Origin of the sequence: uncultured Croceicoccus sp., assembly GCF_947496385.1 — a bacterium.
In the GTDB taxonomy this organism is placed as follows: Bacteria; Pseudomonadota; Alphaproteobacteria; order Sphingomonadales; family Sphingomonadaceae; genus Croceicoccus.
This window is the reverse complement of record NZ_CANMCP010000004.1, coordinates 51,731-65,098: the sequence shown is the minus strand read 5'-3', so window position 1 is coordinate 65,098 and position 13,368 is coordinate 51,731. Positions and strand designations below refer to the sequence as shown.

The following is a 13,368-nucleotide window of genomic DNA, read 5'->3' as shown; positions in this document are numbered from 1 at the left end:
GGGCGGCGAGGGACTCAGTTCGAGAGCATCTCGTCCAGCAATCGGGCGAGACGCAGGCCGGCCTGACGGATGCGGTCCTGCACGACCGGCACGCTGGCCTCGATATCGACCTCGGTCCACGCGGTCGCGGGGATCGGGCCTTCTTGCGCACACGGGGTGCCGTTGGCGGCGCGCGGGTAGATCAGCTCGCGCCCGATTTCCCAGCTTTCCCGGCCCCAGTCGCCCGGTCCGCCCGTGGCGATGGCGCGTCGTTCGGCCGCGCTGTAGCGACGCACGAGATCGCGTCCGCCCGCACTGATCGCGCGTTCGGCCAGCGGGCCATCCCACACGGCATGCAGGTTGAAGCCTGGCACGATGCCATAGCTTGCCGCGACGTCGTTGCCGCCGCGATCCTCATGGTCGCCTGAATGCAGCGGTTGATGCACGTCGCCGGTCATGTGCACGACATAGGACAGCGCGCGCAGCCGTTCATTGGCGGGCAGGGTCCGGTCGGCAAGCCGTGCCGCCTGCGTCTCGATCGCGGCATTGACGCAATCGCCATCCTCGCAATTGTCGTCGGGGGCGTAGGGGAGGCACACGTCATGCGTCTGATAATGCCAGGGCGCGGTGTTGCGGAACCCGTCGACCCGGCGGATGCAGTCGGGCCATGTCGCGGCATCGTCCATGTCGGAAAGGTCGCAGCCGGCGCCCACATCACCCTCGGCGGCGCGGAAAAGCGCGTCGATCCTCGCGCGGGTGGCGGGCGCGATATTCTCCATCGCGATGTCGGCAACGGTGCGATGGCCGAACCCGCTCCACGCAAAGGACGGGGTCGCGACCATCGCCGCCACCGCCGCGGCCAACATTGCGATTGCGCGCATCACGCTTCCTCCATCTCGAAGCTCTCGATCACCCAATCCTCGTCTTCGGCGGCGTTGATCCATTGCTGCATCCAGTCATGCTCCCACACCGCCTGCATATAGGCCTGTGCGAAACCGGGCACACCGACGCCATAGGTGATGAAGCGCGACACCACCGGGGCATAGAAGATGTCCGCCGCGCAGAAAGCCCCGAACAGGAACGGCCCGCCGCCACCGAATCGCGAACGCGCCTCGGCCCAGAGCGACAGGATGCGCACGATATTGCCGGTCGCGTCGTCGGATATGCGGTGCCCTTCGATGCGGCGGCGCACGTTCATCGGCATTTCGCGGCGTAGGGGCAGGTAGGAGCTGTGCATTTCGGCGACCATGGCGCGGGCCATGCCGCGCGCGACATCATCCTTGGGCCAGAAGCGGTCGCGCCCGACCTTGTCGCCCAGATATTCGAGGATCGCGAGGCTGTCCCAGATCACCGCGTCGCCGTCCCACAGGATCGGCACCTTGCCGGAGGAGGGCTGTACGTCGCCCCATTCCTTCTTCTGCGCTTCCCAGTCCTCGCCCGAGATATTGACGGTCAGCTCCTCGAACGAAAGCCCCGATTGCTTCGCCGCGAGCCAGCCGCGCAGGCTCCAGCTCGAATAGTTCTTGTTGCCGATGACCAGTTTCATGCATGTGCCCCGCTGTTTGCAGGGGCGGGCGTAACGGCTGGCGGCGGGCAAGTCGAGTGCCGCCGCGCGCTCCGCGGTTCAGCCTTCCGCGCTGTCGAGGACGAAACCGCGCAGGGCGGCAATGCCCATGCCCTTTTCCGCGCTGGTGATCGAGATTTCGGGATGGGCGGCGGGGCGCTTGCGGATTTCCGCACGGGTGCGGTCGGCGACGGCGGCAAGCTCGCTCGCCTTGATCTTGTCCGCCTTGGTCAGGCAGATGCGATAGGATACCGCCGCCGCGTCGAGCATTTCCATGATGTCGGCGTCCACCGGCTTGATCCCGTGGCGCGCGTCGATCAGCAGCAGCGTGCGTTTAAGCACGACCCGCCCGCGCAGGAAATCGTTCACCAGGAACCGCCATTTCTTGACCACGGACGGCGGCGCCTTGGCAAAACCGTATCCCGGCATGTCGACCAGCCGAAGCACGGCGGGATCGCCCACGTCGAAATAATTGAGCTCCTGCGTCCGGCCCGGCGTGACCGAGGTGCGCGCGATCGCCTTGCGCCCCGTAAGCGCGTTCAGCAACGACGATTTGCCCACGTTCGAGCGTCCGGCAAAGGCGATTTCCGGCACCGTCGGTTCGGGCAGGAAATGCAGCGCGGGCGCCGATTTCACGAATTCGACCGGCCCTGCGAAAAGCCGCCGCGCGCGCTCTTCCATCTCGGCGAGGCGGAGCCCTTCGGCGTCGGGACCGGTGGCGTTACTCATTTTTTCGGCTTTCGCTTGGACGCACCATTCTCGACCACCTGCGCGGCGGGCGATTTCGCTTCCTCCGCCTGCGCCTGAAGCTGCGGATGGCGGGAATAGAGCCATTTCTGCTGCGCGATGGTGAGCGTGTTGGACGTGATCCAGTAGATCAGCAACCCGGCCGCGAACGGCGCCATCACGAACATCAGGATCCACGGCATGAACATGAAGATCTGCTGCTGCTGCGGGTCCATCTGCGCCGGATTCAATCGGAACTGCAGCCACATGGAGAAGCCGAGCAGGAGCGCGAGCACGCCAATGGCGAGGAAGCCCGGCGGCTGAAAATCGAGCAGGCCGAACAGGTTGAGGATCGTCGCCGGATCGGGCGCGGACAGGTCGCGGATCCACAGCGCGAACGGCTGATGCCGCATCTCGATCGCCAGCATCAGCACCTTGTACAGCGCGAAGAACACCGGAATCTGCAGGAACATCGGGAGACAGCCGGCGAGCGGATTGACCTTCTCCCGCTTGTAAAGCTCCATCATCTCCTGCTGCAGCTTGGGCTTGTCCTCCTTATAGCGTTCCTGCAGCGCCTTCATCTTGGGCTGCAACGCCTTCATCGCGGCCATGGACTTGAACTGCTTCTGCGCGACGGGGAACATCACCAGCCGCACGAGCAGCGTCAGCAGGATGATCGCGACGCCGAAATTCCCGACCAGCGCGAACAATTGCTTCAGCAGCCAGAAAATCGGTTTCTCGAACCAGCGGAACCAGCCCCAGTCGATCGCGAGACCGAAATTGGCGATGCCCTGCGCCTCGTAAGCGTCGAGCACATTGCTTTCCTTCGCGCCCGCAAACAGCCGCGTGGTGGTGGAGTAGTGCCGACCGGCGGACACGGTGACGGGGTCGTAGATCACGTCGGCGCGATAGGTTTCACCGCCCAGCGCGCGAAACGCCGCCTCCGCCTGCGCGCCATCGTCGGGCACGAGCGAGGACAGCCAGTAAATGTCGGTAAACCCGATCCAGTCGGCCCGGCCCGCAGGCTCGATCAAGCGGTCTTCGTCAATATCGTCGTAATCATTGTCGAACGCGACCGACCCGTCGAATGCGCCGATGGGACCGGAATGCACGGTCCAGGTATCGGTGCTCGCCGTCGTCGACGTGCGGTTGATGAAGCCGTAGGGCTGCACCGCGACCGATCCGCCGCCGGTGTTGGCGACCGTCTGCGTCGCGGTGATCATGTAATGATCGTCGATGGCGAAGCGGATCTGGAAGACCTGCCCCTGCCCGTTGTTCCAGCGCAGCGTGACGGGATTGTCGGCGGTGAGAACCTCGCCATCGGCCTGCCACACCGTATCGGGGCCGGGGGTCGGCACCCCTTCGCCCAGAAAGCCGAATTGCGCATAATATTGCGCGGGCGTGCCGGCAGGGGAGAACAGGCGGACGGGGCCGCTGTCCTTCTCAATGGTCTGGCGATGGGTTTTCAGCGTGACGTCGTCGATCTTGGCGCCGACGGGATTGATCGAGCCGGCGATTTCCGGCCCGTCGATGCGGATGCGATCCGCCTGCGTCAGTTCGGTGGCGAGGTCGCGCTGCTCCTTCGCAATGGCGACGGGATTGGTCAGCCCGCCTTCGCGCGTGCGCTTGACCGGGGCGTCGCCGGGTTCGGCATTCTCGATCACCTCGCCGCGCGGCTGCGGATAGAAATAGCCTGTCGCGGCATCCCAGCCGAACAGCAGCGCGGCGACAAGCACCACGGCCAGGAGGAGGTTGCGCTGCTCGTTCACGTCAATTCCCTAATTCGCAATGGCAAAGGCGGACCGGCCGGGCCGTCTGCGCCTGTCGTCGTCGGTCGTGGCGGGGCCGCTTTGCCGGTATCCGCATGCCTCATGGCACCGGATCATGGCCGCATCCGCCCCACGGATGGCAGCGCAATAGCCGCTTGCCCCCCAGCCAGCCACCCTTAATCGCGCCATACCGGCGAAGCGCCTGTATCGCATATTCGGAGCAGGACGGCGTGAACCGGCACGACGGCGGCAGGATTGCCGACGGGCCGATCTGCCACAGCCGGGCGATGGCGATGAGCAGGTATTTCATCGGCCCGCGTCCTTCGGTGCATTGCCGTGCTGCCCGGTGGTCGCAGGCTTGCGGCGCCCGCGCGCGTTGCCGCGTGGATTGCGCCCCCGCGGGGGATCGCCCTTGCCATCGCGCGCACGGTTCAGCGCGGCGCGCAATTCACCGGCAAGCGTTTCGAAATCCCGCTCGACCCCGCCATCGCGCCCGATCAGGACATGATCGTGCCCGGCCAGCCCGCATTCGGGCAGGATCGCCCAGAGCAATTCGCGAAACCGGCGCTTTATCCGGTTGCGCACGACGGCATTGCCGATCTTCTTGGTGACGGTAATGCCATAGCGCATGGTTTGCGGGTCGAGCCCGTTGGGCCGCGCAAGCAGCACAAAACCGGGCCGCGCGACGCGCACGCCCCGGTTGGCGGCCAGATAGTCGGCCCGCCGGGACAATCCGGACGGGCGATTCGGCATAGGAGTGGTTTAGGCCGACAGCTTCTTGCGGCCGCGGGCGCGGCGGGCACGCAGAACCTTGCGGCCACCGGGGGTGGCCATGCGGCTGCGGAAACCGTGGCGACGCTGACGCACGAGATTGCTCGGCTGGAAAGTGCGCTTCATGGCGAAATCCTGTATCTCTGGTTGGCCGGGATGCAATGGCGCGAAACCGGCACGAATAAACAGGGCCGCCAGACAATGGCGACCGCGTGATGGGCTGCCGTTACGGTTCGCGCGGCGCGGAGTCAAGCACGAAGCCCGCGCGACGTCGCTATCGACATTGGCAGGGATGCGCGTCACAAGCCGGGGGCAAGGCGCGGAAAAGGGCACGAAGCGATATGGTCGCACTGGTATCGACGGTTGCCTATCTCGGGCTCGACGCGCGCCGGGTCGAGGTGCAGTGCCAACTCGCCGCCGGATTGCCCGCCTTCAATATCGTGGGCCTCGCCGACAAGGCGGTGGGCGAAAGCCGTGAACGCGTGCGCGCCGCGCTCGCCGCGATGGGGCTGGCACTTCCGGCAAAGCGGATCACGATCAACATGTCGCCCGCCGACCTGCCGAAGGAAGGCTCGCATTTCGATTTGCCGGTGGCGCTGGCGTTGCTCGCCGCGATGGAGGTCGCCGATGCGGAGCAATTGTCCGACTATGTTGCCGTCGGCGAACTCGCGCTCGACGGGCGGATTGTCGGCTCGCCCGGCGTGCTGCTCGCCGCGATCCACGCGGCGCAGGCGGACAAGGCGCTCATCTGTCCCGCCGTACAGGGCGCCGAGGCGCAATGGGCGGGCGGCGCATCGGTCGTCGCCGCGCCCGATCTGGTCAGCCTGCTCAACCATCTGAAAGGCACGCAGCAATTGCCGGTGCCCGCCCCCGGCATGGTGGAGGAGCCGGTGCCCGGTCCCGACATGCGGCAGGTGAAGGGTCAGGAGACGGCGAAGCGCGCGCTCGAAATCGCGGCGGCGGGCGGGCATAATCTGCTGATGATCGGCCCGCCCGGTGCAGGAAAATCGCTGCTTGCGAGCTGCCTGCCGGGCATATTGCCGCCGATGACATCGACGGAGGCACTCGAAAGCTCGATGGTGCAATCGGTCGCCGGCATGCTGGAGGATGGCCGCATCCGCCGTGCTCGGCCGTTCCGGACCCCGCATCATTCCGCCTCGATGGCCGCGCTCACCGGCGGCGGGCACAAGGTGAAGCCGGGCGAGATCAGCCTCGCCCATCTCGGCGTGCTGTTCCTCGACGAATTGCCGGAGTTTCAGCGCGCCGTGCTCGATTCGCTCCGGCAGCCGCTGGAAACCGGCGAGGTCAGCGTCGCGCGCGCCAATGGCCACGTGACCTTTCCCGCCGACGTACAGCTTGTCGCGGCGATGAACCCGTGTCGCTGCGGGTATCTGGGCGATCCGGCGCTGGCCTGTTCGCGCGCGCCGAAATGCGCCGCCGATTATCAGGGCAAGATTTCGGGACCACTGCTCGACCGGATCGATCTGCATATCGAGGTCGACGCGGTGTCCGCGCGCGATCTGGCGCTGCCGCCCGCGGCGGAGGGCAGCGCCGAGGTCGCCGCGCGCGTCGCCGCGGCCCGCGGCATACAGGCCGAACGCCTTGGCGCAGACCGGCGCGCGCACCAATGCACAGCTCAATGGTGAGGCGCTGGACCGGTTCGCCACACCGGACGAGGCGGGGCGCGAATTGCTGTTCAAGGCGGCCGATGCGATGCGTCTTTCGGCGCGCGGTTATACCCGCATCCTGCGCGTGGCGTGCACCATTGCCGACCTTGCCGGTGCGCGCGAGATCGGGCGTGCGCATGTGGCCGAGGCGCTGTCCTACCGCCGGCAGGCCCCGCGCGCGTAAACGCTTATCCCGCGACGCGCGCGACGGGGGCAGTAAAGCGGACGGTCATGCCCTCCTCGCCAAAATCGACCTTCGCGCTTCCGGCGGGGTCGAGCCCGCTCTGCACGAGCCGCATGCCCAGCCCCTTCTTCTCCGGCTCGCTGGCGGGCGGCCCGCCGATTTCGCGCCAGACGATGACGAGCTGCGGCTCATCGGCGTGATCCTCGACATGGCTGGCGATCTCGGCGCAACCCCCTTCGACGGACAGCGCGCCATATTTCATCGCATTCGTCGCCAGCTCGTGCACGAGGATGGAGAGCAGCAGCGTGGGGCGCGAGGCGAGGTTGAAATCCGCCCCCGACCACACGATCCGCTCCTCCATGCCAAGCCGCGACAGCACCGCCTCCACGACCGCGCGGAGCGAGCCTGCCGCATGCGTCCGGCTCAGCAATATGTCGTGCGCCGACGACAATGCGGCGATACGGCGGTTGAATTCCATCACCGGTTCCGCGTCCGCCACGCCGCGCAGCGTATGGCTCGCGATCGCCTGTACCAGCGCCAGCGAATTTTTCAGCCGGTGGGACATTTCCTGATTGATCGCGCGCTGTTCCGTGACATCGGTGATCACGCCGTACAGCCGGTCCGGCTCGCCCTTTTGGCCCGGCGCCAGTTCCGCGCGCCTTTGCACCCATCGGCGCGCGCCGCCCGGTTGCTCGATCTCATATTCCGAAACGCGCAGATCGTCAGCATCGTCCACCCCATCGAATGGCATCGCATCGCCAAGCTGCATCGCCGACAGCATCGCCACGTCGACGGCGCTCACATCGTCGAGGCCGTAGATCCGGCGAAATTCGCGTGTCGTTTCGACGATCCCCGTCGTCAGATCCACTTCGAAGGCGCCGACATGGCCGGCTTCCTCGGCAAGGCGCATGCGCTCCACCGTGCGGCGCATGATCGCGGTTTCGCGTTCGGCATCGGCGACTTCGCGCCGGAGTTCCAGGCTCGTGACGACCTGTTTCGCGAGGCCCGTCATCATGCGTTGCTGTTCGTGGGTCAATCCGCCGGGGCGGGGCGCGGTGTCGATCACGCACAGCATGCCGATGATCGTCCCGTCGGGCGTGATGAGCGGCGCGCCGGCATAGAAGCGGATCTGCGGATCGTGCAGGACGAGCGGGTTTTGCGCGGTGCGCGCATCCTTCGTCAGATCCTCAATGATGAGCATCCGGTCGCTGTCCATGCCATGGCGGCAGACCGACTGGCTGATCGGGGTTTCGCACGCCTCGAACCCGATGCGCGCCTTGAACCACTGGCGGTCCGCCTCGACCAGGCTGATGAGGGCGACCGGTGCGTCGCAAATCTTTGACGCGATAAAGACGATCTCGTCGAACGCATCCTCGGTCGCGGTGTCGAGCACGCGATAATCGGCGAGCGCACGCTGGCGTTTGCGCGCCGCGCGGTCCGGTGCGGGCGGCGGGGTCTGCGCCGTGTCGGCGGTGTCGGCGGTCGCGTCGTCGCGGGAGGGGTCTGCGGTATAACTCATGATGCAAGGCGATCGTAACATGGTGGGCGGGCGGCATGGGCACGGGAGCCGACGCGGCGGTTATCAGGGCAATTGACGCTATCCACGGGGCAGGTCCATAGCATAGCGATGCTGTCTCGTATCAAGTTTTCTGCACCAAAGGCGATCGCAACGGCGGTCTGCGCCGCGTTCCTCGTCCCTGCCATCACGGCTCCGCTGGCGCAGGATACGGGCGCTGTGTCCGTGCCCGTGGCGGAGGACCGGGCGGCCTTGCGCTGTGCCGCGGCGTTTGCGCTGGCCGCGGGGGCGGAGGCGCGCGGCGAACCCGTGCCCGGCTATGCTGGAATCGGCGAGCGGGGGCGCGAATATTTGGTGCGCACCGGCGCGCGCCTGACCGCCGCGGGATGGAGCCGCGCCGATGTCGCCGCTGCCATGCGCGATGCGGCGGGGCAGGTGGCCGGGCAATTGCCGCAACTGGCCCCGGCGTGTAATGCCCTGCTCGATACCGAGGTGCCGCCTGTGCAAATGGCCAGCCGCGCCCGGTGCGTCGCATCGTTGCAGATCGCCGCCGCCGCAACGACGGGCGCGGAGGCGGAACGTCTGCGCGCGCGTGCGGCCAAGCTTGGCGAAACGCTGCGCCGGGACGAAGGGGCCGAAACCGCCGACCGCGCCATTGCCGCCGCGCGTGAGGGCATGTTGAACGGCCGTGCGGGTTCGCTCCCCGCGGATTGCGACGGGGGCGGCGCTGCGCCCGGTTTGGAACTGGTCAAACCGGATTGAAGCGCGCATGATGGCGAACGCGTGTCGAAGGGGATGCGCGAGGACCGGGAACCGCCATGTATATCGCTCTCATCCTGATCGTCGTGCTGGCGATCGTCATCCTGTTTTCCAGCGTGCGCGTGGTCCGGCAGGGCTATGTCTACACGATCGAGCGGCTGGGCCGGTTTACCAAGCCTGCGCATCCCGGCCTCCACGTGATCGTGCCGTTCGTCGATCGCGTGGGTCAGAAGATCAACATGATGGAGCAGGTGCTCGACATTCCGGGGCAGGAGATCATCACCAAGGACAACGCCATGGTCGGCGTCGATGCGGTGGTCTTTTTCCAGGTTCTCGACGCGGGCAAGGCGGCCTATGAAATCTCCGGCCTGCACAATGCGATACAGGCGCTCACCACCACCAATCTGCGCACCGTCATGGGGTCGATGGACCTCGATGAAACCTTGTCGAAGCGGGACGAGATCAATGCCCGGCTGCTGTCGGTCGTGGATCATGCGACCTCGCCCTGGGGGCTGAAGGTGACGCGGGTCGAGATCATGGACATCCGCCCGCCCAAGGATATTTCCGACGCCATGGCCCGGCAGATGAAGGCCGAACGTCTGAAACGCGCGCAAATCCTCGATGCGGAGGGCAGCCGCGCCGCCGAAATCCTGCGCGCGGAGGGCGAGAAGCAGGCCCGCATCCTCGATGCCGAGGGGCGCCGCGAATCCGCATTCCGCGATGCCGAGGCGCGCGAACGCGAGGCCGAGGCCGAGGCCTGCGCGACACAGGTCGTGTCCGATGCCATCGCGTCGTCGGGGACGCAGGCGCTGAACTATTTCGTGGCGCAGAAATATGTGTCGGCGGTGGAGGAATTCGCCCGCTCGCCCAATGCGAAGACGATCCTGTTCCCGGTCGAGGCGACGCAGCTCATCGGCTCGCTCGGCGGGATTGGCGAGCTGGTGCGCGATGCGGTGACCCCGCCCGTCGGCGCGGCCAAGGCGGATGCGCCGCGCGCTCAGCCCGCGCCTGCCGACAATGGCACGCCGTTCCCGCCGCGGCCCACCGTGCCCGCCACCCGGGATGATCGCGCGTAATGGACTGGCTCGGCGATCTCGATGGGGAGTGGGTGTGGGTCGTGATCGGCATCGTGCTGGCCACGGCGGAGCTTGTCGTGCCTGGCTATTTCCTGATCTGGATGGCGGCCGCCGCGCTGGCCACCGCGCTGATCGCGGCGGTGACGGCGGTGGGGATCGAGATACAGCTGCTCAGCTTTGCCGTGTTTTCCGTATTCTCGGTGGCGGCGGCGAAGAACTGGCTCAATTCCTATCCCATCGAATCGTCCGATCCGTTGATGAACGATCGCGGCGGGCGGTTGATCGGCCAGGGCGTCATCGTCACGCAACCGATCGAAAGCGGTGAGGGGCGCGTGCGCCACGGGGACAGCGAATGGTCCGCACGCGGTCCCGATGCGCCGGTGGGCACCCGGCTTACCGTGATCGGGCACGATGGCACCACGCTTGTTGTCGGACCGCCGAAGGCTCCCCATATCGGCAGCAACAGCGAAATCATGCCGTAAGGAATTGACGATGGCCGACAAGATGAACCTCTCCGAAGCGGAATGGCGCGACCGGCTCACGCCAGAGGAATATCATGTCCTGCGCGAAGGCGGGACCGAGCGGGCCTTTACCGGCGAGTATAATGCCAAGAAGGAACCCGGCATCTACAAATGCGCCGGGTGCGGCACGCCCTTGTTCCCGTCCGACACCAAATATGACAGCGGTTCGGGCTGGCCCAGCTTCTACGCCCCGCTGGACGAGGATGCGGTCGAGGAAAAGACCGATACCTCGCACGGCATGGTCCGGACCGAGGCGCGCTGCGCCACGTGCGAAGGGCATCTGGGTCACGTATTTCCCGACGGGCCGAACCCGACCGGCCTGCGCTATTGCATGAACAGCGCGAGCCTGGACTTCGAACCGAAGGACGATTGAGCGCGGCGCACCCTGTTTCGCCAGTCGCCCGCTTCCTGCCTTGCGTTCATCGAAGGTTCTGGCACCCCTGTGCATCTGTCGCTAGACACAGGCGCGAAGCGGGGCCTTCCCGCGGCAGATTGACGGACCAGAATGGCGAACGACAGCAGGCGGCGACCCACTCCGCGCCGGCCGCGCAAACCCGAAAAGCGGAAACGGCGCTGGCTTGGCCGGGTGCTGGGCTGGGGGACCGCGCTCGTGGTTCTGGCCGCGGTGGGGCTGTTCCTTGCCGTGGCGTTTACCGCGCGTTCGTTACCAAGCTACGCCGCCCTGCGCGCGAGCGAGCATGGGCAGATGATCGTCGTGCGGGCACGCGACGGGACGGAGATTGTCCAACTCGGCCCCAGCTATGGCGAATGGCTCAATTCCCGCGAGATCCCGCAGGTGATGAAGGGGGCGATGATCGCGGTCGAGGACCGGCGCTTCGACTCGCACTACGGCGTCGATCCGGTCGGCGTGCTGCGCTCGCTCTGGGTCCGCGCGCGCGAAGGGCGCTGGCGGCAGGGCGGCTCCACCATTACGCAGCAGCTCGCGCGCAACATCTTCCTCAACAACAATCGCACGTTCGAGCGCAAGGCGCGCGAGGCGATCCTCGCCCTCGCGCTGGAGCAGAAATTCACCAAGGAGGAGATCCTCGAACTTTACCTCAACAAGGTGTATTTCGGCGGGGGCGCCTATGGCATCGATTCGGCGAGCCGGCTTTTCTTCAGCCATCCTGCGACCGAGCTGTCGACGCCGGAGGCCGCGATCATCGCCGGGCTGGTGAAAGCGCCGTCGCAATATTCCCCCACCGCCGATGCCGAGGCCGCCGTTTCGCGGGCGAGCATCGTGCTGCGCCTCATGGCGCAGGAAGGCGTCATCAGCCCGTATGAGGCGCGCAATGTCGATCCCGAAACGGTCCGGTTGAAAAAGGACCACGGTCAGAATTCGGTCCGCTATTTCACCGACTGGGCGCTGCCGCAGCTCGACATGCTGCTCCCCAATACGTTCGAGCCGATCGAGGTGTGGACCACGCTCGACCCCGGATTGCAGGACGCCGCCACCGCCGCGATCCGCAACAACGCCCCCTCGGGCGCGCAGGGCGCATTGGTCAGCATGGATCGCGACGGGGCCGTGCTCGCACTGGTCGGCGGGGCGGATTACGTGAAATCAAACTATAACCGCGCGACGCAGGCGGTGCGGCAGCCCGGCTCCGCGTGGAAGCTGTTCGTCTATCTCGCCGCGCTGGAGGCGGGTTACACCCCCGATTCCGCCGTGGTCGACAAGCCCGTCACGATCGAGGGGTGGAGCCCGCGCAATTCCGGCGGCCGCTATGCCGGACAGATCGACCTCCGCAGCGCCTTCGCCTATTCGAAGAACACCGTCGCAGCGCAGCTGGGCGAGGAGGTCGGCTTCGGCACGGTCGCCAGCATGGCACGGCGGTTCGGCATCACCACGCCGATTTCGACGTTTCCCTCGATGGTGCTGGGCGCGTCGGAAACGCGGCTGATCGACATGACCCGCGCCTTTGCCGCCGTGTCGGCGCAGGGGCGTTCGGTCACCCCCTATGGCATCACGAAGGTGACGGGGGCGGACGGATCGCTCCTCTATCGCCGTCAGCCGGAACGCGAACAGATGCTCGTCGCGCCCTATGTCGCGGCGGCGATGACCGATCTGTTGCAGACCGCGGTGAGCACGGGCACCGGCCGCGCGGCGCAGATCGGCCGGCCCGTCGCGGGCAAGACCGGCACGACCAGCTCGAACAAGGATGGCTGGTTCCTCGGCTTTTCGAGCGGGATCACCACCGGGGTCTGGATGGGCCGCGACGATGCAAAGGCGGTGAGCGGGTTGCAGGGCGGCGCCGCCCCGGCCCGCGCCTTTGCCGATTTCATGCGGCGCGCCGTCGCGAAACGCCCGGTCGAACAGTTCCAGACCGAATTGCAGCTTCCCGAATGGCAGCTCGAACCCGATGACGAGACGTGGTTCGGCAATCCCGACGATTATTATTTCATGGACGAGGACGGCAATCCGGTCGACCCCGTGCGCGGCGATGGCTGGGGCCGTTATGACCAGGGTTACGGGCCGGGCTACGGCGACGAATATGACGAGGATTACCGGTATCGCGGGAGCGAGCCGGATGAGCCGCGCGTCGTGCGCCCGCGCGACGAGTATCGGGGCCGGAACCGGGACGACGGGGATCGCATGCCGTCCGCCCCGCCGCCGCCGCCCGCCGCGAATGAGGATTTCCTGAACCGGGCGACCGGACGCGGTGACGGCGGGACATCGGGGGCACAGGGCGGGGCGCCGTCCGGCACCGCCCCGCCGCGGTCCCGGCCCTTGCCGACGCCGACCCCTGTTCCGACCCGGACCCCGATTGCGCCGCAGTCGCCCTGATCACCCGCCAAGGGCCATGCATGAAAAAAGGGCCGCCTCCCGATGGGGAAG

The 13,368-nt window shown here is 66.7% G+C and carries 13 protein-coding genes and 1 pseudogene; 6 read left to right on the top strand and 8 right to left on the bottom strand.

Annotation, left to right across the window (positions count from 1 at the left end):
- Positions 1 to 14: 14 nt before the first annotated feature.
- The 7 genes from Q0897_RS07910 to rpmH all read right to left on the bottom strand — a co-directional run bounded on the left by Q0897_RS07910 (position 15) and on the right by rpmH (position 4,935).
- A complete protein-coding gene (locus tag Q0897_RS07910; RefSeq protein ID WP_299308721.1) occupies positions 15 to 860 on the bottom strand; it encodes a S1/P1 nuclease in 846 nt (281 codons plus the stop codon).
- On the bottom strand, positions 860 to 1,525 hold the full coding sequence (locus tag Q0897_RS07905; protein ID WP_299308720.1) for a glutathione S-transferase family protein: 666 nt from the start codon (positions 1,523 to 1,525) through the stop codon (positions 860 to 862). Before Q0897_RS07905 ends, Q0897_RS07910 begins: the two co-directional genes overlap by 1 nt.
- A 78-nt stretch (positions 1,526 to 1,603) precedes the next feature.
- Positions 1,604 to 2,272 (bottom strand): ribosome biogenesis GTP-binding protein YihA/YsxC, encoded by a 669-nt coding sequence (yihA, locus tag Q0897_RS07900; RefSeq protein ID WP_202082539.1) that lies wholly within the window; start codon positions 2,270 to 2,272, stop codon positions 1,604 to 1,606.
- Positions 2,269 to 4,038, bottom strand: a complete 1,770-nt coding sequence (gene yidC / locus Q0897_RS07895) for a membrane protein insertase YidC (RefSeq protein WP_299308718.1) — start codon at positions 4,036 to 4,038, stop codon at positions 2,269 to 2,271. The genes yihA and yidC overlap by 4 nt, the downstream gene beginning before the upstream one ends.
- 100 nt (positions 4,039 to 4,138) lie before the next feature.
- The gene (gene yidD / locus Q0897_RS07890) at positions 4,139 to 4,348 is read right to left on the bottom strand and encodes a membrane protein insertion efficiency factor YidD (RefSeq protein WP_299308716.1); all 210 of its coding nucleotides are present in this window, start codon (positions 4,346 to 4,348) and stop codon (positions 4,139 to 4,141) included.
- Positions 4,345 to 4,791 carry a ribonuclease P protein component gene (gene rnpA, locus Q0897_RS07885; RefSeq protein WP_299308715.1) on the bottom strand — a complete coding sequence of 149 codons (447 nt, stop codon included), beginning with the start codon at positions 4,789 to 4,791 and terminating at the stop codon, positions 4,345 to 4,347. Before rnpA ends, yidD begins: the two co-directional genes overlap by 4 nt.
- Before the next feature lie 9 nt (positions 4,792 to 4,800).
- Positions 4,801 to 4,935, bottom strand: a complete 135-nt coding sequence (rpmH, locus tag Q0897_RS07880; RefSeq protein WP_202087482.1) for a 50S ribosomal protein L34 — start codon at positions 4,933 to 4,935, stop codon at positions 4,801 to 4,803.
- Between the two features lie 215 nt (positions 4,936 to 5,150).
- Between rpmH and Q0897_RS07875 the strand changes: the two are divergent.
- A pseudogene (locus Q0897_RS07875) lies at positions 5,151 to 6,660 on the top strand (YifB family Mg chelatase-like AAA ATPase).
- A gap of 4 nt (positions 6,661 to 6,664) precedes the next feature.
- On the opposite strand, the gene Q0897_RS07870 reads toward Q0897_RS07875, so the two are convergent.
- On the bottom strand, positions 6,665 to 8,179 hold the full coding sequence (locus tag Q0897_RS07870; protein ID WP_299308714.1) for an HWE histidine kinase domain-containing protein: 1,515 nt from the start codon (positions 8,177 to 8,179) through the stop codon (positions 6,665 to 6,667).
- A 108-nt stretch (positions 8,180 to 8,287) separates the two neighbouring features.
- Between Q0897_RS07870 and Q0897_RS07865 the strand changes: the two genes are divergently transcribed.
- From Q0897_RS07865 to Q0897_RS07845, 5 genes are all read left to right on the top strand, one after another.
- Positions 8,288 to 8,938, top strand: coding sequence for a hypothetical protein (locus Q0897_RS07865; protein WP_299308712.1), 651 nt, complete (start codon positions 8,288 to 8,290; stop codon positions 8,936 to 8,938).
- Positions 8,939 to 8,994: 56 nt separating this feature from the next.
- Complete coding sequence (locus Q0897_RS07860) at positions 8,995 to 10,011, top strand: SPFH domain-containing protein (RefSeq protein ID WP_299308710.1); 1,017 nt, start codon at positions 8,995 to 8,997, stop codon at positions 10,009 to 10,011.
- Complete coding sequence (locus tag Q0897_RS07855) at positions 10,011 to 10,493, top strand: NfeD family protein (RefSeq protein WP_299308708.1); 483 nt, start codon at positions 10,011 to 10,013, stop codon at positions 10,491 to 10,493. Before Q0897_RS07860 ends, Q0897_RS07855 begins: the two co-directional genes overlap by 1 nt.
- 10 nt (positions 10,494 to 10,503) lie before the next feature.
- Positions 10,504 to 10,905 (top strand): peptide-methionine (R)-S-oxide reductase MsrB, encoded by a 402-nt coding sequence (gene msrB / locus Q0897_RS07850; protein ID WP_299308707.1) that lies wholly within the window; start codon positions 10,504 to 10,506, stop codon positions 10,903 to 10,905.
- Positions 10,906 to 11,037: 132 nt separating this feature from the next.
- A complete protein-coding gene (locus tag Q0897_RS07845; RefSeq protein WP_299308706.1) occupies positions 11,038 to 13,317 on the top strand; it encodes a PBP1A family penicillin-binding protein in 2,280 nt (759 codons plus the stop codon).
- Positions 13,318 to 13,368: the final 51 nt, after the last annotated feature.

Coding starts and splice junctions, on each gene's coding strand:
- yidD (WP_299308716.1), bottom strand. CDS start 4,348: ATGAAATACCTGCTCATCGCCATCGCCCGGCTGTGGCAGATCGGCCCG.
- Q0897_RS07865 (WP_299308712.1), top strand. CDS start 8,288: ATGCTGTCTCGTATCAAGTTTTCTGCACCAAAGGCGATCGCAACGGCG.
- Q0897_RS07860 (WP_299308710.1), top strand. CDS start 8,995: ATGTATATCGCTCTCATCCTGATCGTCGTGCTGGCGATCGTCATCCTG.
- msrB (WP_299308707.1), top strand. CDS start 10,504: ATGGCCGACAAGATGAACCTCTCCGAAGCGGAATGGCGCGACCGGCTC.
- Q0897_RS07870 (WP_299308714.1), bottom strand. CDS start 8,179: ATGAGTTATACCGCAGACCCCTCCCGCGACGACGCGACCGCCGACACC.
- yihA (WP_202082539.1), bottom strand. CDS start 2,272: ATGAGTAACGCCACCGGTCCCGACGCCGAAGGGCTCCGCCTCGCCGAG.
- rnpA (WP_299308715.1), bottom strand. CDS start 4,791: ATGCCGAATCGCCCGTCCGGATTGTCCCGGCGGGCCGACTATCTGGCC.
- Q0897_RS07845 (WP_299308706.1), top strand. CDS start 11,038: ATGGCGAACGACAGCAGGCGGCGACCCACTCCGCGCCGGCCGCGCAAA.
- Q0897_RS07910 (WP_299308721.1), bottom strand. CDS start 860: ATGCGCGCAATCGCAATGTTGGCCGCGGCGGTGGCGGCGATGGTCGCG.
- Q0897_RS07855 (WP_299308708.1), top strand. CDS start 10,011: ATGGACTGGCTCGGCGATCTCGATGGGGAGTGGGTGTGGGTCGTGATC.
- rpmH (WP_202087482.1), bottom strand. CDS start 4,935: ATGAAGCGCACTTTCCAGCCGAGCAATCTCGTGCGTCAGCGTCGCCAC.
- Q0897_RS07905 (WP_299308720.1), bottom strand. CDS start 1,525: ATGAAACTGGTCATCGGCAACAAGAACTATTCGAGCTGGAGCCTGCGC.